Here is a 16881-nt window from a genome sequence, read left to right as displayed (position 1 = left end):
GGTGCTCATGAGCAGGTGGCCTCATGAAGAGGGGGACACCGTTTCCGGTGTCCCCCTCGTGGGCTGCTAGTCGCGGGCCGCGGTCAGGTGTTCCGCGTGTTCTTGCAGTGAACGCACGCCCACGCCGCCGTGGTTGAGGGCGTCGATGCCCTGGACGGCGGCGGCGAGCGCCTGGACCGTCGTCAGGCAGGGCACGGAGCGGGCCACGGCCGCCGTACGGATCTCGTAGCCGTCGAGGCGGCCGCCGGTGCCGTAGGGGGTGTTGACGATGAGGTCGACGTCGCCCGAGTGGATCAGCTGGACGATGGTCTTCTCGCCGTTGGGGCCCTCGCCCTCGGACTGCTTGCGCACGACGGTGGCGCTGATGCCGTTGCGCCGCAGGACCTCGGCGGTGCCGGAGGTGGCGAGCAGCTCGAAGCCGTGGGCGACCAGCTCGCGCGCCGGGAAGATCATCGAGCGCTTGTCGCGGTTGGCAACGGAGATGAACGCCCGGCCCTTCGTCGGCAGCGGCCCGTAGGCGCCCGCCTGCGACTTGGCGTACGCCGTGCCGAAGACGGTGTCGATGCCCATGACCTCGCCGGTGGAGCGCATCTCCGGGCCGAGGACCGTGTCGACGCCGCGGCCGTGGATGTCGCGGAAGCGCGACCACGGCATGACGGCCTCCTTGACGGAGATCGGCGCGTCGAGCGGGAGCGTGCCGCCGTCACCGGCCTTCGGCAGGAGCCCCTCGGCGCGCAGCTCGGCGACGGTGGCGCCCAGCGAGATGCGGGCGGCGGCCTTCGCGAGCGGCACCGCGGTCGCCTTCGAGGTGAAGGGGACGGTGCGCGACGCGCGCGGGTTGGCCTCCAGGACGTAGAGGATGTCCCCGGCGAGCGCGAACTGGATGTTGATGAGGCCGCGGACGCCGACACCCTTGGCGATGGCTTCGGTGGAGGCGCGCAGGCGCTTGATGTCGAAGCCGCCGAGGGTGATCGGGGGCAGGGCGCACGCCGAGTCGCCGGAGTGGATGCCGGCCTCCTCGATGTGCTCCATGACGCCGCCGAGGTAGAGCTCCTCGCCGTCGTAGAGGGCGTCGACGTCGATCTCGATGGCGTCGTCGAGGAAGCGGTCCACGAGCACGGGGCGGCTCGGGCTGATCTCCGTCGACTCCTCGATGTACGAGGACAGGCGGGTCTCGTCGTAGACGATCTCCATGCCGCGGCCGCCGAGCACGTAGGACGGGCGGACGAGGACCGGGTAGCCGATCTCGTCGGCGATCGCCTTCGCTTCCGCGAACGTGGTGGCGGTGCCGTGCTTCGGCGCGGGCAGCCCGGCCTCGGCGAGCACGCGGCCGAAGGCGCCGCGGTCCTCGGCGGCGTGGATCGCCTCGGGGGGCGTGCCGACGACCGGGACGCCATTGTCCTTGAGTGCCTGGGCGAGGCCCAGCGGGGTCTGGCCGCCGAGCTGGACGACGACGCCCGCGATCGGGCCCGCGAGGGACTCGGCGTGCACGATCTCCAGCACGTCTTCCAGCGTCAGCGGCTCGAAGTACAGGCGGTCGGAGGTGTCGTAGTCGGTGGAGACGGTCTCCGGGTTGCAGTTGACCATCACGGTCTCGTAGCCCGCGTCGCTGAGCGCGAAGGAGGCGTGGACGCAGGAGTAGTCGAACTCGATGCCCTGGCCGATGCGGTTGGGGCCGGAGCCGAGGATGATCACCGCGGGCTTGGTGCGCGGGGCGACCTCGCTCTCCTCGTCGTAGGAGGAGTAGAAGTACGGCGTCTTCGCGGCGAACTCGGCGGCGCAGGTGTCGACCGTCTTGTAGACCGGGCGGACACCGAGAGCGTGCCGGACCTCGCGGACGACGTCCTCGCGCAGGCCGCGGAGCTCCGCGATCTGCTGGTCGGAGAAGCCGTGGCGCTTGGCCTCGGCGAGCAGCTCCGCGTCGAGGCGCTCGGCGGCGGCGAGCTCGTCGGCGACCTCCTTGATGAGGAAGAGCTGGTCCACGAACCAGGGGTCGATCTTCGTGTAGTCGAAGACCTCCTCGGGCGTGGCACCGGCCCGGATCGCCTCCATGACGGTGTTGATCCGGCCGTCGGTCGGGCGCACCGCCTCTTCGAGGAGAGCGGTCTTGTCGCCGGTCTCCCCCACGAAGGTGAACTGCGAGCCCTTCTTCTCCAGGGAGCGCAGCGCCTTCTGGAAGGCCTCGGTGAAGTTCCGGCCGAACGCCATGGCCTCGCCGACCGACTTCATGGTCGTGGTCAGGGTGGAGTCGGCGCTGGGGAACTTCTCGAAGGCGAAACGCGGGGCCTTCACGACCACGTAGTCGAGCGTCGGCTCGAAGGAGGCCGGCGTCTTCTCGGTGATGTCGTTCGGGATCTCATCCAGCGTGTAGCCGACGGCCAGCTTAGCGGCGATCTTCGCGATCGGGAAGCCGGTGGCCTTGGAGGCGAGGGCCGAGGAGCGGGAGACGCGCGGGTTCATCTCGATGACGATGACGCGGCCGTCTTCGGGGTTGATCGCGAACTGGATGTTGCAGCCACCGGTGTCGACGCCGACCTCGCGGATGATCGCGATGCCGATGTCACGCAGCCGCTGGTACTCGCGGTCGGTCAGCGTCATCGCGGGCGCGACGGTGATCGAGTCGCCGGTGTGCACGCCCATCGGGTCGAAGTTCTCGATGGAGCAGACGACCACGACGTTGTCGTTCTTGTCGCGCATCAGCTCCAGCTCGTACTCCTTCCAGCCGAGGATGGACTCCTCCAGGAGCACCTCGGTGGTGGGAGACAGGGTGAGGCCCTGACCGGCGATGCGGCGCAGCTCCTCCTCGTCGTGCGCGAAGCCGGAACCGGCGCCGCCCATGGTGAAGGAGGGGCGGACGACGACGGGGTAGCCGCCGAGGGTGTCGACGCCCTTCAGCACGTCGTCCATGGAGTGGCAGATCACGGACCGGGCGGACTCGCCGTGCCCGATCTTCTTGCGGACCTCCTCCACGACGCCCTTGAAGAGGTCGCGGTCCTCGCCCTTGTTGATCGCCTCGACGTTGGCACCGATGAGCTCGACGCCGTACTTCTCGAGGACGCCCTGCTCGTGCATGGAGATCGCCGTGTTGAGCGCGGTCTGGCCGCCCAGCGTCGGCAGGAGCGCGTCGGGGCGCTCCTTCGCGATGATCTTCTCGACGAACTCGGGGGTGATCGGCTCGACGTACGTGGCGTCGGCGATCTCCGGGTCGGTCATGATCGTCGCGGGGTTCGAGTTCACCAGGATGACCCGCAGGCCCTCGGCCCGCAGGATGCGGCACGCCTGGGTGCCTGAGTAGTCGAACTCGGCTGCCTGGCCGATGACGATCGGGCCGGAGCCGATGACCAGGACGGACTGGATATCGGAGCGCTTAGGCACGCTGGCCCTCCTGAGCAGTGTTCATCAAAGACAAGAAGCGGTCGAAGAGGTACGCGGCGTCGTGCGGGCCGGCGGCCGCCTCGGGGTGGTACTGGACGGAGAAGGCCGGCTGGTCGAGCAGCTGGAGACCTTCGACGACCTGGTCGTTCAGGCAGACGTGGGAGACCTCGGCGCGGCCGAAGGGCGTCTCGCTGATCTTGTCGAGCGGGGCGTCCACGGCGAAGCCGTGGTTGTGCGCGGTGACCTCGACCTTGCCGGTGGTGCGGTCCTGCACCGGCTGGTTGATGCCGCGGTGGCCGTACTTCAGCTTGTACGTGCCGAAGCCGAGGGCGCGGCCGAGGATCTGGTTGCCGAAGCAGATGCCGAACAGCGGCGTCCTGCGGGCGAGGACGGCACTCATCAGGGCAACCGGTCCTTCGGCGGTGGCCGGGTCGCCGGGGCCGTTGGAGAAGAACACGCCGTCGGGCTCGACCGCGTACACCTCTTCCTCGGTGGCGGTGGCCGGGAGCACGTGCACCTCGATGCCGCGCTCGGCCATGCGGTGCGGGGTCATGCCCTTGATGCCGAGGTCGATGGCGGCGACGGTGAACTTCTTCTCGCCGATCGCCGGGACGACGTAGGCCTCCTTGGTGGCGACCTCCTCGTACAGGCTCAGGCCCTTCATGCCGGGCTGTGCCTGGACGCGCTCGACGAGCTCGGCGTCGGTCGGCAGCGTCTCGCCGGAGAAGATCCCGGAGCGCATGGAGCCGCGCTCGCGCAGGTGGCGGGTGAGCGCGCGGGTGTCGATGCCGCTGATGCCGACGATGCCCTGGGCGACCAGCTCGTCGTCGAGCGAACGCTTCGCGCGCCAGTTGGAGGGGATCCGGGCGGGGTCGCGCACGACGTAGCCGGAGACCCAGATGCGGGCCGACTCGTCGTCCTCGTCGTTCCAGCCCGTGTTGCCGATCTGCGGGGCGGTCGCGACCACGATCTGGTGGGCGTACGACGGGTCGGTGAGCGTCTCCTGGTAGCCGGTCATGCCGGTGGAGAACACGGCCTCACCGAAGGTCTCCCCCACGGCCCCGTAGGCGCGGCCGCGGAACACCCGGCCGTCCTCCAGGACGAGAACGGCGGGAGCCTTCGCGGCTCCCCTGGTGGAGGTGGTCATCGTGCGGTGCCTTCCGTCGTGATGGTCGTCTCGACCATGTCGTTCGTGTCGTCCGTCTTGATCATGTCGTTCAAGGTGGTGACCCACTCGGCCTGCTCGGCGGCGTGGTCGGAGCGGAACCCGGAGTCGATCAGCTTGTCGCCGTGCGCCCAGGTGACGATCAGCAGACCGCCCTCCGTGAGGACCTTGCCGGCGATGCCCTTGTCGAGCCGGGCCTCGCGCAGCGCCTTGGCCGGGACGAAGAAGTCGCTCGCTCCGGGGCGTACGACGTCGAGACCGGCGTCCGTCAGGGTCAGCTCGACGCGGCTGCGGGTGCCGAGTCCGTGCGCCACGATGCGGTCGAGCCACTGCCCCGCGGTGGTGGAGCCGTGGTACCGGCCGCTCATGGTCAGTTTCGGCTCGCCCGGCGATTCGGGCGACTGCGGGAGCGGCGCCAGGTCGCCCTGGAGGGTGCCGCGCCACTTCCAGCCCTGGCGCATCAGCCAGTAGACGAGCGCGATGAAGAGCAGCAGTCCGACGATCCAGCCGATCCGGTCGGCCCAGTCGGTCACGTCCGCCGACTTCTGTTCGGCGGCCAGGCGGACCATGGAGCTGGTCATGGGGCTGGCCATGGGGTGCAGAGGTGTCACGCGAGCTTCCCGTCGGCGAGGGTGGCCTTGCCCCGCAGCCAGGTGTGGGTGACGCGCCCCGGCAGCTCACGGCCCTCGTAGGGGGTGTTGCGGCTGCGGGAGGCGAAGCCCGCGGGGTCAACGCTTCCACGGTAGTCGGCGTCGACCAGAACGAGGTTGGCGGGCTCACCTGCCGAGACGGGGCGTCCGTGGCCCGTGGCCCGCCCGATCTCGGCGGGCTTGACGGACATCCGCTCGGCGACGCCGGCCCAGTCGAGCAGGCCCGTCTCGACCATCGTCTGCTGGACCACGCTCAGCGCGGTCTCCAGGCCCACCATGCCCATGGCGGCGGCGGCCCACTCGCAGTCCTTGTCCTCGTGCGGGTGCGGGGCGTGGTCGGTGGCGACGATGTCGATCGTGCCGTCGGCGAGCGCCTCGCGCAGCGCCATGACGTCCTTCTCGGTGCGCAGCGGCGGGTTGACCTTGTAGACCGGGTCGTAGGAGCGCACCAGCTCGTCGGTGAGGAGCAGGTGGTGCGGGGTGACCTCGGCGGTCACGTCGATACCGCGGGACTTGGCCCAGCGCACGATCTCCACGGACCCGGCGGTCGACAGGTGGCAGATGTGCACGCGGGAGCCGACGTGCTCGGCGAGGAGCACGTCGCGGGCGATGATCGACTCCTCGGCGACGGCGGGCCAGCCGCCCAGGCCCAGCTCGGCGGAGACGGTGCCCTCGTTCATCTGGGCGCCCTCGGTGAGGCGGGGCTCCTGCGCGTGCTGGGCGACGACGCCGCCGAAGGCCTTCACGTACTCCAGGGCGCGGCGCATGATCACGGCGTCGTGGACGCACTTGCCGTCGTCGGAGAAGACGGTGACGCCCGCGGTGGACTCGTGCATGGCGCCGAGCTCGGCGAGCTTCTTGCCCTCCAGGCCGACGGTGACGGCGCCGATGGGCTGCACGTCGCAGTAGCCGTGCTGCTCACCGAGCCGGTACACCTGCTCGACGACGCCGGCGGTGTCGGCGACCGGGAAGGTGTTGGCCATGGCGAAGACGGCGGTGAAGCCGCCGGAGGCGGCGGCGCGGGTGCCGGTCAGGACGGTCTCGGAGTCCTCGCGGCCCGGCTCGCGCAGGTGCGTGTGTAGGTCGACGAGGCCCGGCAGGAGGACCTTGCCGTCGGCCTCGACGACCTCGTCGACGCCGTCGGCGCTCAGCCCGGTGCCGATCTGGGCGATGACGGCACCGTCGATCAGTACGTCCTGTGCCTCGCCGCCGAGCACCTTCGCACCACGGATCAGGATCTTGCTCATGGTTACTTCTCCTCGGTACGAGAGTGGGTGACGGCGGGCTCGGCGCCGCCGAGCAGCAGGTAGAGGACGGCCATCCGGGTGTGCACGCCGTTGGCGACCTGCTCGATGGCCGTGCAGCGGTCGGAGTCGGCGACCTCGGCGGTGATCTCCATGCCGCGGACCATCGGGCCGGGGTGCATCACGATGGCGTGCTCCGGCATCTTCGCCATGCGGTCGCCGTCCAGGCCGTAGCGGCGGGAGTACTCGCGCTCGGTCGGGAAGAACGCGGCGTTCATGCGCTCGCGCTGGACGCGCAGCATCATCACCGCGTCGGACTTGGTCAGCGTGGAGTCGAGGTCGTAGGAGACCTCGCAGGGCCAGGTCTCGACGCCGACGGGCAGCAGGGTCGGCGGCGCGACGAGGGTGACCTCGGCGCCGAGGGTGTGCAGCAGGTCGACGTTCGAGCGGGCGACGCGGCTGTGCAGGACGTCGCCGACGAGCGTGACGCGCTTGCCGTCGAGGCCCTTGCCGAGCCCGGCGTCCGCGCCGACCAGGCGGCGGCGCATCGTGAAGGCGTCCAGGAGCGCCTGGGTGGGGTGCTGGTGGGTGCCGTCGCCCGCGTTGATCACCGGGGCGTCGATCCAGCCGGAGGTGGCGAGCCGGTAGGGGGCGCCGGACGCGCCGTGCCGGATGACGACGGCGTCGACGCCCATCGCCTCCAGGGTCTGCGCGGTGTCCTTCAGGGACTCGCCCTTGGAGACGCTGGAGCCCTTGGCGGCGAAGTTGATGACGTCGGCGGACAGGCGCTTCTCGGCGGCCTCGAAGGAGATCCGGGTCCGGGTCGAGTCTTCGAAGAAGAGGTTGCAGACGGTCCGCCCGCGCAGTGCGGGCAGCTTCTTGATGGGCCGGTCGGCGACGCGGGCCATCTCCTCGGTGGTGTCGAGGATGAGGACGGCGTCGTCGCGGGTGAGGTCGGCGGCCGAGATGAGGTGTCGCATCATCGGGGGTGCTCCGTAGGGAGGTTCAGGAGATTTGGGGCATACGGGCGCGCGCAGGCACACCTTTCGGGCCGTACGAGGAAACGCACGGCGAAGGGGTGCTACTGCTCGGCCGCCTTGGAGTCCCGCTTGGCACCGAGCAGCACGGCGTCGCGGCCGTCCTCCTCGGCGAGCTGGACCTTGACCGTCTCCCGCAGCGACGTGGGGAGGTTCTTGCCCACGTAGTCGGCGCGGATCGGGAGTTCGCGGTGGCCGCGGTCGACGAGGACCGCGAGCTGCACGGCGCGCGGGCGCCCGATGTCGTTCAGCGCGTCGAGGGCGGCGCGGATGGTGCGGCCGGAGAAGAGCACGTCGTCGACGAGGACCACGAGGCGGCCGTCGATGCCGTCTACGGGGATCTCGGTGCGGGCGAGGGCGCGCGGCGGGTGCATGCGCAGGTCGTCCCGGTACATCGTGATGTCGAGCGAGCCGACGGGGACGGTGCGGCCGGTGATCTCTTCGAGCTTCTCGGCCAGGCGGCGGCCGAGGAAGACGCCCCGCGTGGGGATGCCCAGGAGGACCACGTCCTCGGCGCCCTTGGCGCGCTCGACGATCTCGTGGGCGATACGGGTCAGTACCCGCGCGATGTCAGGGCCTTCGAGAACGGACCTGGCGTCGGAATTCTGCGTGTCCATACGAAACGGACCCCCTTCTCCGCCTCACGGGACGGATCTTAAAGGACGTCGGAATTGCGCCAACCAGACTACCAGCCGCCGAACCTCGCCGATCACCTCCCTGAAGGTGCGAGATCGCCCGATTTGGGAGAAGGTCGGTACGGACCATTCGGCTTGACGCGGCCAAGTAACGCTGCGTAACCTCACAGTGAGTTACCAGCCACGCGGTTCAGCCGCACAGTGATGCAGTGTCCGGGGAGCTATATGTCCAGCGAATACGCCAAGCAGCTCGGGGCCAAGCTCCGTGCGATCCGTACCCAGCAGGGCCTTTCCCTTCACGGTGTCGAGGAGAAGTCCCAGGGACGCTGGAAGGCGGTCGTGGTCGGGTCGTACGAGCGCGGCGACCGTGCCGTGACCGTGCAGCGCCTTGCCGAGCTGGCGGACTTCTACGGGGTTCCGGTGCAGGAGCTGCTGCCCGGCACGACCCCCGGCGGCGCGGCCGAGCCCCCGCCGAAGCTCGTCCTGGACCTGGAGCGCCTGGCCCACGTGCCGCCGGAGAAGGCGGGCCCGTTGCAGCGGTACGCCGCCACGATCCAGTCGCAGCGCGGTGACTACAACGGCAAGGTGCTCTCGATCCGCCAGGACGACCTGCGCACCCTTGCCGTCATCTACGACCAGTCGCCCTCGGTCCTGACCGAGCAGCTGATCAGCTGGGGCGTCCTCGACGCCGACGCGCGGCGTGCGGTGGCGCACGAAGAGGCCTGATCCCGGCCGCTACCGAAGAAACGTCACGTCCCAAGGGGCGGAGCCGACCGGCTCCGCCCCTTGGCGTCTTCCAGGGGTCTCTCGGGGTGCCTTTCAGGGCTGGTAGAGCCGCCCGATGACCTCGGGCAGGAGCCGCTCGCCCAGCTTCGGCGGCAGCGCCTGGAGGACGGCGAGCACCGGCGCCATCCGCTCGGGCAGCCGCCCGTCCGCGCCGACGCCCGCGAGGGCCAGCGCCACCTCGACCTCCTCCGGGGTGAGCGCGTCGGGGTCCAGCGCGGCCGCGGCTTCGACGATCGCCGGGTCGACCCGTACGGGACCGGCCGCCCGCGCCCGGCCCACGGCCTTCTCCAGTTCGGCGAGGAGCAGCCCCACGGTCTCCTCGTCCGCCACCGCCGCGGTCACGGTCAGATGCAGATTGGCCGGGGATGCCCCGAACACGGGCTGGGGCTGGAGGTACCAGCCACTCCCCCGGATCTCGTCCGCCACGACGAACACATCGACCTCCGCACCCTCGGCGTCGTCGTCGGCGGCGACCGCGAGCAGGGACGCCTCGGGGCGCGCGAGCAGTCGCAGCCCGTCGATCCTCTCGATGCCTTCGGCGAGGTCACGGACCGCACGGTGTACGCGCGTCGACAACGCGGCGTAACCCTCGGCGCCGATGTGTTCGGTCACGGCCCAGGCCGCCGCGAGCGGTCCGGCCGGCTTGGTGCCCTGGAGCGTGGAGTTGACCACGGGGTAGCCGGGCCAGGAGGAGTGCGCGAACCAGCCATGGCGGCGGAGTTCGGCGTCCCGGAACAGCAGGAGCGAGGCGCCCTTCGCGGTGTACGCGTATTTGTGGAGGTCCACCGAGAGGGAGGTCACACCGGGGACGGACAGGTCGAACTCCGGTATCTCCGGCGCGTCCTGGGTAAATCCCCCGCCCTGTACCGCCGCCCGCAGGTGCCCGAGGTACCAGCCGCCGATGCAGGCGTCGACATGGCAGAGCACCCCGCGCCGGGCCGCCTCGGCCGCCGCTTCCGGGACGGGGTCGATGACGCCGTGCGCGTACGAGGGAGCCGAGACGACGACCAGGGCGGTGCGGTCGGTGATCGCCGCGGCCAGGTCGGCGGGGCGCACCTTGAAGGTGGCGGGGTCGACGGGCACGCTCACCACGCGCAGCCCGAAGAGTTCGGCGGCCTTGTGGAACGCGGCGTGCGCCGTGTCGGCGAGGACCAGCTCGGGGTCGGTCACCCCCCGCGTCCTACGGGCATGCTGACGCGCCGTCAGGACCGCGAGCAGGCAGCTCTCCGTGCCGCCGCTGGTGAAGGTGCCCGCGCCGCCGCCGAGCAGCGCGGTGGCCCGCCGGACCAGGTCGTTCTCCAGCTCGACGACGCTCGGGAACGCCGTCATGTCGAGCCCGTTGACCCCGGCGAAGGCGGCGTGCGCGGCGTTCGCCAGCTCTTCGAGCCCGTCGAGCCCGGAGTCGTAGACGTACGCCATCGTGCGTCCGCCCCGGACGGGCAGATCGCTCGCGCGCAGCGTGGCGAGGCGCGACAGGATCGGGTCGGTCGTCATGCACACACTCCGGTCGTCATGCGGTTCCGTCGGATCGGACGGCGGGGCCGGCCCCGGCCGCGTCGCGCAGCCGGACCAGTTCGGCCTCGGTGAGGCGGTAGCGGGCCAGCAGCGGAAGGCTGAGCAGGAGCAGTGCGGCGGGCAGGGCGCCGAAGCCGACGACGATCGCGGTGAGCGCGGAGTCGGGCTGGGCCACGCGGTGGTCCGCGTCGGACGAGGCGAAGCCGCCGAGCGCGAGCACGAGCCCGAACAGTCCGGGGCCCAGGGCGAGTCCGAGGGTTTCGCCCGCGGTCCACAGGCCGGTGAAGACCCCGGCCCTGCGCCGGCCGCTCGTGTAGGCGTCGGCGGCGATCGCGTCACCGAGCATCGCCATCGGCAGCATCTGCATACCGGCGTACCCGACCCCGGCCACGGCGACGGCTCCGTAGATCAGCGCGGTCGGCAGCTCGCGGCCGGCCGCCGCTCCGAGGGCGCCCAGCAGGAAGCAGAGGGAGGCGCAGATGGCCGCGTTCCGCTTGCCGGCGCGGCGTCCGATCGCCAGCCAGAGCCCCATCGCGAGCAACGACGGGACGATGAGGCAGATGAAGAGCAGCGTCGTGGCGCCGGGCCGGTCGAGAATGTACGTGGCGAAGTACTGGGTGCCCGCCAGCATCAGGCCGGTCGCCGCGGCCTGCGTGACGAAGGCGCCGAGCAGCCAGGCGAAGGGGGCGTTGCCGCGGGCCGCCCGGAGCTGGGCGCGCAGGCCGGGCTCGCTCGTCGCCCGCAGGACGCTCCGGGTCCCCGCGGTCGCGGCCACGGCGGCGAGCATCCCGGCGGCGAGGAGGGCGCCGATCACCGCGCCCATCAGCCGGTAGCCGCCCGGGCTGCCCCGGTCCTCGGCGGTGGCTCCGGCCAGCAGGGGTGCGACGGCCCCCGACAGCAGGATCGCGACGGCCAGGAACGCCACGCGCCAGGACATGACGCGGGCGCGTTCGTCCGGATCGGCGGTGAGTTCGGCGGGCAGCGCGACGTAGGGGACCTGGAAGCAGGCGTACGCGGAGGCGGTGAGCAGGAAGAGCACGGCCACGTAGGCGGCCGCGGGCCCGCCGTCGAGGCCCGGCGCCGCGAACATGGCGGCGAAGCAGAGCGGCATCGTGAGGGCGCCGAGCAGCATCCACGAGCGGCGGGGGCCGAAGCGGGTCCGGGTGCTGCGGTCGGAGAGGCTGCCTATCCACGGGTTGAGCAGGACGTCCCACGCCTTGGGCAGGAACACGAGCAGTCCCGCCAGGCCGGCGCCGACGCCGAGGATGTCGGTCAGGTAGTAGAGCAGCAGCAGGCCGGGGACGGTGCCGAACGTGCCGGTGGCGAAGGAGCCCAGGCCGTAGCCGACACGCACCCTGGCGCCGAGACCGCTGCGGCCGCCGGGGCCGGTGGAAGGCATGGCCAGAACCTAATGAGGCGGCCGGGAACGCACCAGGCCCGAAGCAGAACAATGTTCAAGTTCTGCCTCGGGCCTGCGGTGTTACGCGTGCTCTGCGGTGAAGTGGCGGTTATGCCTCGTCGCGGCGGAGCGTCGGCTTCAGGTCCTTGAACCGGGCCAGAAGTCCGTTGATGAACGCCGGGGAATCGTCGGTCGAGAACTCCTTGGCGAGCGAGACAGCCTCGTCGAGGACCACGGCGTCCGGCGTTCCGTCGACCCAGATCAGCTCGTAGGCGCCGAGCCGCAGGATGTTGCGGTCGACGACCGGCATCCGGTCCAGCGTCCAGTCGACGGAGTACTGCGAGATGAGCTCGTCGATGCGGCGGGCCTTGGGGGCGTACCCCTCGACCAGCTCCATCGTGTACTCGCTGACGGGCGGCTGCTGAGGATCGCTGTGCGAGTTCTTGACCCAGTCCGCGAGGACCGTCACGACGTCGGCGCCGCGCTGGTCGGCCTCGAAGAGGATCTGGAAGGCTCGCTTGCGGGCCGTATTACGGGCAGCCACGGTTAGCTGTTCACCCGGCCGAGGTAGCCGCTGTCACGGGTGTCGACCTTGATCTTCTCGCCCGTGGTGATGAAGAGCGGCACGTTGATCTGGTGGCCGGTCTCCAGGATGGCGGGCTTGGTGCCACCGGTGGAGCGGTCGCCCTGGACGCCCGGCTCCGTCTCCTGGATGACGAGCTCGACGGCGGCGGGCAGCTCGACGAAGAGCACCTCGCCCTCGTGCTGCGCGACGGAGGCGGTGAAGCCCTCGATCAGGAAGTTGGCGGCGTCACCGACGGCCTTGCGGTCGACGTGCAGCTGGTCGTAGGTCTCCATGTCCATGAAGACGAAGTAGTCGCCGTCCATGTAGGAGAACTGCATGTCGCGCTTGTCGATCGTGGCCGTCTCGACCTTGACGCCGGCGTTGAACGTCTTGTCGACGACCTTGCCGGAGAGCACGTTCTTGAGCTTGGTGCGCACGAAGGCCGGGCCCTTGCCGGGCTTGACGTGCTGGAACTCGACGACGGACCAGAGCTGGCCCCCGTCGAGCTTGAGCACCAGGCCGTTCTTGAGGTCGTTCGTGGAAGCCACGGTTGCGGAATCTCCTGGACTGACGTGGACGACCCCGGGGCAGTCGCTCGGCCCCCGGCCGGATTCCTCCGGCTAGAGCGCGAGCAGCTCCTTGGTCGTGATGGTGAGTAGCTCGGGTCCGCCGTCCGCCTCGGGGCGAACGACGAGCGTGTCATCGATCCGGACACCGCCCCGGCCCGGGAGGTGGACCCCCGGTTCGACGGTGACCGGCACACAAGCGTCCAGTTTACCCATGGCCGCGGGGGCCAACTGCGGGTCCTCGTCGATTTCGAGTCCTACGCCGTGCCCGGTCAACTGTGCGAGCCCGTCACCATACCCTGCCGCGTCCAGTACGTGACGGGCGGCCCGGTCCACCTCACGGCACGCGGCGCCGGGCAGCAGACTCTCCCGTCCGGCCCGCTGAGCGGCGAATACAAGGTCGTACAGCTCGATCTGCCAGTCGGCGGGCGCGGTCCCGATGACGAAGGTCCGGCCGATCTCGCAGCGGTATCCGCGGTAGGTGGCGCCCAGGCACACCGAGAGAAAGTCACCCTCCTCGACCCGGCGGTCGCTGGGGCGTTGACCGCCGCGGCCGGAGTTCGGACCCGTGCCCACACAGGTGGGAAAAGCCGGCCCGTCCGCACCGTGGTCGACAAGTCGACGCTCCAGTTCCAGCGCGAGATGGCGCTCCGTGCGCCCGACCAGGATCGACTCGAGCAGCTCGCCCAGCGCCTGGTCGGCGATCTCCGCGGCGATCCGCAGACAGGCGATCTCGTCCTCGTCCTTGACCAGCCGCAACTGCTCGACGGCCTTGTTCAGATCGGAGAGGAGCAGAGCGGGGGCGACCGAACCGATCGCCCGGTGCCGGGCCATCGTCAGATGGTGCTCCTCCACGGCGAGCGAGTCGGCGCCCTGCGCGAGCGCCACTTCGGCCGCGGCGACGGCCGGGTCCCCGGCGGGTGCGGCCAGGACCTGCACCCGCAGCTCCTCGTCGGTCCGCCCCTCGGTGACCTGCCCGCCCGGCGGCTGCCCGCACAGCAGGACGTCGCCGCTGCCGCCGGAGTCCCGGCCGAGCAGCAGCACGGCGCCCGGCGGTGCCGCTCCGGTGAGATAGCGGACGTTGGCGGAGCGCGACACGAGAGCGGCAGCGCTGCCACCCGCTGTCGCGCGCTCTCTGAGCCGGTCCCGTCGTGCCGCGTACACCTCTGCCATGAGGCCGAGCGTACGAGCGGGCGCCGCGGGCGGCCGGTTCAGCGCGTCCGGACGGGCGTCACCGTGTCCGCCGCCCGGGGTGTGCTCACCACTGGGGCGGGCTCGCGATGGCGCGGGCCAGCACCTCGTCCAGTACCTGGGCCGTGCCGGCCACGTCGAGCTGCGAGTTGTCGATGATCGGCAGGCCCGAGCCGTACCAGCCGGCCATGCGGCCGTGGATACGGGCGACCTCCTCGTCGCTGAGACGGCGGTTGCCACTGCGCCGCGCGTTGCGCTCCAGGACGATCTCCAGGCCCGGCAGCAGGACGACGGGCAGCAGGCCGGGGCCGACGTGCCGCTTCCAGCCGCCGAGGCCGACGACCGGGCGGTCCGGGAAGACGGCGTCGTCGAGGATGCAGGAGATCCCGTTCGCCAAAAAGTTGCGTGCGGCGAAGCCGCAGGTGCGGCGGGCGAGGCGGTACTGCGCCTCGCTGTTGTCGTTCCACCCGGTCTGCGGGTCGGCGAACCCCGAGCGCACCCATTCACGTACGTCGTCGAGGCTGATGTGCGCCGTGGGCACGCGCCGGCGCTCCGCCCAGTGCTTGGCGACGCTGGTCTTGCCCGCGCCCGCGGGCCCGATGAGCAGCACGGCGAGGGTGGTCGCGGCCGGATCGGCGGGAGCCTGCGCGGGCGGCGGGCTCGGCACGGCGACGGGGCCGCCGGGCGGGAGCTGGACGTGCCCCGTCGTGTCGCGCTGCGGCGGCGCCGACCGGTGCGGAGCCTGGGGCGCCTGGGGGTGCGGAGCCTGGGGCGCCTGGGGGTGCGGCGGGACCGGCGGAGGGTGCGAAGCTCCGTTGAAGCCGGGTGCCCCGGGGTGCTGCTGGGCCTGCGGCGCCACGGGCCAGGGGCCGGCCGGCCCGTGCCCCGGCCGATGGGGCGGTGGCAGCGGAGATCCCACTGCGTGCTGCATCCGGTGCCACTCCGTCTCGTACAACCGTCAATAGGGCGCCGGCGATCAGGGCGCTACCGAACGGTACCGTCCCCGGCCGCCGTTGTGTGAACGGCCGGGGAGGTCACAACGTGCCCGGTGCCGAACGAGCGGCGCTATTCGGCCACTTCACCGTAGGCGGCGAGGAGGACGGCGGGGTCGGGGCCCTCCAGGACGGTGGGCTTGCCGAGGCCGTCGAGGACGATGAAACGCAGCAGATCACCGCGGGACTTCTTGTCGACCTTCATGGTCTCCAGGAGCTTGGGCCACTGGTCGTAGCGGTAGCTCAGCGGGAGGCCGACGGACTCCAAAACGGTGCGGTGCCGGTCGGCGGTCGCGTCGTCCAGGCGCCCGGCGAGGCGGCCCAGTTCGGCGGCGAAGTGCATGCCCACCGAGACGGCCGCGCCGTGCCGCCACTTGTAGCGCTCGTTCTTCTCGATGGCGTGCGCGAGGGTGTGCCCGTAGTTGAGGATCTCACGCAGGCCCGACTCCTTCAGGTCGCCGGAGACCACCTCGGCCTTGACCTTGATGGACCGCTCGATCAGCTCGGCGGCGTGCGGTCCCGCCGGGGTGCGCGCGGCCTGCGGGTCCTCCTCGATGAGCTCCAGGATCCGCTCGTCGGCGATGAACCCGGCCTTGATGACCTCGGCCAGGCCCGACACGTAGTCGTTGACCGGGAGGGAGTCGAGCGCGGCGAGGTCGCACAGCACGCCGGCCGGCGGGTGGAAGGCACCCACCAGGTTCTTGCCCTCGGCGGTGTTGATGCCGGTCTTGCCGCCGACCGCCGCGTCGACCATGGCGAGCACGGTCGTCGGGACGGCGATCCAGCGCACCCCGCGCAGCCAGGTCGCCGCCACGAACCCCGCGAGGTCCGTGGTGGCGCCGCCGCCCACGCCGACGATCACGTCGGAGCGCGTGAAGTTCGACTGGCCGAGCGCCTTCCAGCAGTACGCGGCGACCTCGGCGGTCTTGGCCTCCTCGGCGTTGGGCACCTGGATGGCGACGGCCTCGAAGCCCTGCTCGGCCAGGTCGGCGCGGAGCGCGTCCCCGGTCTCGGCCAGCGCCTCGGGGTGCACGATGGCGACCCGCTTGACCCGGTCGCCGATCAACGAGCCCAGCTCGCCGAGGAGTTGGCGGCCGACGAGCACCTCGTACGGATCGGTGCCTGCGGTGCCGCCGACCTGGATCCGGGTGATCTGCTCGGCCGCTTCGGACTGCTCGCTCATGCCTGCTTCAACTCCAGTGCGTCGAGGACGGCCTGGGCCACCTCGTCGGGACTACGGCCGTCGGTGGCGACGACCACCGTGGCCGCCTCGGTGTACAGATGCCGCCGCGCCTCCATCAGCTCGCGCCACTGCTTGCGCGGGTTGACGGCGAGCAGCGGCCGGGCCACGTTCAGGCCGGTCCGCCTGGCCGCCTCCTCGACGTCCATCGACAGATAGACGACTTGGTGGCCGGCGAGCAGCGCCCGGGAGTCGGCGTCGAGGATCGCGCCGCCGCCCAGGGCGAGGACCCCGTCGTGCTCGGCGAGAGCGGCCGCGACGGCGGCCTTCTCCAGGGCTCGGAAGCGGGCCTCGCCCTCGTCGACGAAGATCTCCGCGATGGCCCGGCCCTGCGCGGTCACGATGTCGTCGTCGGTGTCCCGGAAGAGGCAGCCGAGCCGCTCCGCGAGCATGCCGCCCACGGTCGACTTGCCCACGCCCATCGGCCCGACCAGAACGACCTTCGGCGCGCTCACCGGATCTGGAGGTTGTCGAGGTACGAGGTCACGTTGCGCCGGGTCTCGGGCACGCTGTCACCGCCG

The 16881-nt window shown here is 71.1% G+C and carries 15 protein-coding genes; 1 reads left to right on the top strand and 14 read right to left on the bottom strand.

Going from position 1 to position 16881, the window contains the following annotated elements; translation table 11 throughout:
* Window positions 1–66: 66 nt before the first annotated feature.
* From carB to pyrR, 6 genes are all read right to left on the bottom strand, one after another.
* Window positions 67–3375, bottom strand: a complete 3309-nt coding sequence (gene carB / locus ABD366_RS38455) for a carbamoyl-phosphate synthase large subunit (protein ID WP_324767521.1) — start codon at window positions 3373–3375, stop codon at window positions 67–69.
* Window positions 3368–4522: a glutamine-hydrolyzing carbamoyl-phosphate synthase small subunit gene (gene carA, locus ABD366_RS38450; protein WP_324767519.1), complete on the bottom strand. Its 1155-nt coding sequence runs from the start codon at window positions 4520–4522 to the stop codon at window positions 3368–3370. The genes carB and carA overlap by 8 nt, the downstream gene beginning before the upstream one ends.
* Window positions 4519–5121 (bottom strand): PH-like domain-containing protein, encoded by a 603-nt coding sequence (locus ABD366_RS38445; RefSeq protein WP_324767529.1) that lies wholly within the window; start codon window positions 5119–5121, stop codon window positions 4519–4521. The genes carA and ABD366_RS38445 overlap by 4 nt, the downstream gene beginning before the upstream one ends.
* A 26-nt stretch (window positions 5122–5147) precedes the next feature.
* A complete protein-coding gene (locus tag ABD366_RS38440; RefSeq protein WP_324767518.1) occupies window positions 5148–6437 on the bottom strand; it encodes a dihydroorotase in 1290 nt (429 codons plus the stop codon).
* A 2-nt stretch (window positions 6438–6439) separates the two neighbouring features.
* The gene (locus tag ABD366_RS38435; protein WP_324767517.1) at window positions 6440–7417 is read right to left on the bottom strand and encodes an aspartate carbamoyltransferase catalytic subunit; all 978 of its coding nucleotides are present in this window, start codon (window positions 7415–7417) and stop codon (window positions 6440–6442) included.
* Between the two features lie 98 nt (window positions 7418–7515).
* On the bottom strand, window positions 7516–8088 hold the full coding sequence (pyrR, locus tag ABD366_RS38430; protein ID WP_324767516.1) for a bifunctional pyr operon transcriptional regulator/uracil phosphoribosyltransferase PyrR: 573 nt from the start codon (window positions 8086–8088) through the stop codon (window positions 7516–7518).
* A 243-nt stretch (window positions 8089–8331) separates the two neighbouring features.
* Here pyrR and bldD point away from each other — a divergent pair, with 243 nt between their 5' ends.
* On the top strand, window positions 8332–8832 hold the full coding sequence (gene bldD, locus ABD366_RS38425; protein WP_093894511.1) for a transcriptional regulator BldD: 501 nt from the start codon (window positions 8332–8334) through the stop codon (window positions 8830–8832).
* Between the two features lie 93 nt (window positions 8833–8925).
* Here bldD and ABD366_RS38420 read toward each other — a convergent pair whose 3' ends face one another.
* The 8 genes from ABD366_RS38420 to ABD366_RS38385 all read right to left on the bottom strand — a co-directional run bounded on the left by ABD366_RS38420 (window position 8926) and on the right by ABD366_RS38385 (window position 16815).
* Window positions 8926–10386 carry a pyridoxal phosphate-dependent decarboxylase family protein gene (locus ABD366_RS38420; RefSeq protein ID WP_324767514.1) on the bottom strand — a complete coding sequence of 487 codons (1461 nt, stop codon included), beginning with the start codon at window positions 10384–10386 and terminating at the stop codon, window positions 8926–8928.
* Window positions 10387–10402: 16 nt separating this feature from the next.
* Window positions 10403–11806, bottom strand: coding sequence for an MFS transporter (locus tag ABD366_RS38415; protein ID WP_324767513.1), 1404 nt, complete (start codon window positions 11804–11806; stop codon window positions 10403–10405).
* A 109-nt stretch (window positions 11807–11915) separates the two neighbouring features.
* On the bottom strand, window positions 11916–12350 hold the full coding sequence (gene nusB, locus ABD366_RS38410) for a transcription antitermination factor NusB (protein ID WP_324767512.1): 435 nt from the start codon (window positions 12348–12350) through the stop codon (window positions 11916–11918).
* 2 nt (window positions 12351–12352) lie between these two features.
* On the bottom strand, window positions 12353–12919 hold the full coding sequence (gene efp / locus ABD366_RS38405) for an elongation factor P (RefSeq protein WP_324767510.1): 567 nt from the start codon (window positions 12917–12919) through the stop codon (window positions 12353–12355).
* 72 nt (window positions 12920–12991) lie between these two features.
* Entirely contained in the window at window positions 12992–14110 is a 1119-nt protein-coding gene (locus tag ABD366_RS38400; protein ID WP_324767509.1) for an aminopeptidase P family protein, read from the bottom strand.
* A gap of 85 nt (window positions 14111–14195) precedes the next feature.
* Window positions 14196–15059 (bottom strand): Pro-rich N-terminal domain-containing protein, encoded by an 864-nt coding sequence (locus tag ABD366_RS38395; protein WP_344443341.1) that lies wholly within the window; start codon window positions 15057–15059, stop codon window positions 14196–14198.
* A gap of 134 nt (window positions 15060–15193) precedes the next feature.
* The gene (gene aroB / locus ABD366_RS38390) at window positions 15194–16303 is read right to left on the bottom strand and encodes a 3-dehydroquinate synthase (protein WP_324770809.1); all 1110 of its coding nucleotides are present in this window, start codon (window positions 16301–16303) and stop codon (window positions 15194–15196) included.
* Entirely contained in the window at window positions 16300–16815 is a 516-nt protein-coding gene (locus ABD366_RS38385) for a shikimate kinase (RefSeq protein ID WP_324770808.1), read from the bottom strand. The genes aroB and ABD366_RS38385 overlap by 4 nt, the downstream gene beginning before the upstream one ends.
* Between the last annotated feature and the right edge of the window lie 66 nt (window positions 16816–16881).

This window comes from Streptomyces kunmingensis (genome assembly GCF_039533535.1).
GTDB lineage: Bacteria > Actinomycetota > Actinomycetes > Streptomycetales > Streptomycetaceae > Streptomyces > Streptomyces kunmingensis.
This window is presented reverse-complemented; position numbering and strand designations above follow the sequence as displayed.

What these genes read in the sequence shown, in the direction of transcription:
- carA (WP_324767519.1), bottom strand. Translation starts at nt 4,522, where the DNA reads ATGACCACCTCCACCAGGGGAGCCGCGAAGGCTCCCGCCGTTCTCGTC.
- ABD366_RS38445 (WP_324767529.1), bottom strand. Translation starts at nt 5,121, where the DNA reads ATGACCAGCTCCATGGTCCGCCTGGCCGCCGAACAGAAGTCGGCGGAC.
- ABD366_RS38440 (WP_324767518.1), bottom strand. Translation starts at nt 6,437, where the DNA reads ATGAGCAAGATCCTGATCCGTGGTGCGAAGGTGCTCGGCGGCGAGGCA.
- ABD366_RS38435 (WP_324767517.1), bottom strand. Translation starts at nt 7,417, where the DNA reads ATGATGCGACACCTCATCTCGGCCGCCGACCTCACCCGCGACGACGCC.
- pyrR (WP_324767516.1), bottom strand. Translation starts at nt 8,088, where the DNA reads ATGGACACGCAGAATTCCGACGCCAGGTCCGTTCTCGAAGGCCCTGAC.
- bldD (WP_093894511.1), top strand. Translation starts at nt 8,332, where the DNA reads ATGTCCAGCGAATACGCCAAGCAGCTCGGGGCCAAGCTCCGTGCGATC.
- ABD366_RS38420 (WP_324767514.1), bottom strand. Translation starts at nt 10,386, where the DNA reads ATGACGACCGACCCGATCCTGTCGCGCCTCGCCACGCTGCGCGCGAGC.
- ABD366_RS38415 (WP_324767513.1), bottom strand. Translation starts at nt 11,806, where the DNA reads ATGCCTTCCACCGGCCCCGGCGGCCGCAGCGGTCTCGGCGCCAGGGTG.
- ABD366_RS38400 (WP_324767509.1), bottom strand. Translation starts at nt 14,110, where the DNA reads ATGGCAGAGGTGTACGCGGCACGACGGGACCGGCTCAGAGAGCGCGCG.
- ABD366_RS38395 (WP_344443341.1), bottom strand. Translation starts at nt 15,059, where the DNA reads ATGCAGCACGCAGTGGGATCTCCGCTGCCACCGCCCCATCGGCCGGGG.
- aroB (WP_324770809.1), bottom strand. Translation starts at nt 16,303, where the DNA reads ATGAGCGAGCAGTCCGAAGCGGCCGAGCAGATCACCCGGATCCAGGTC.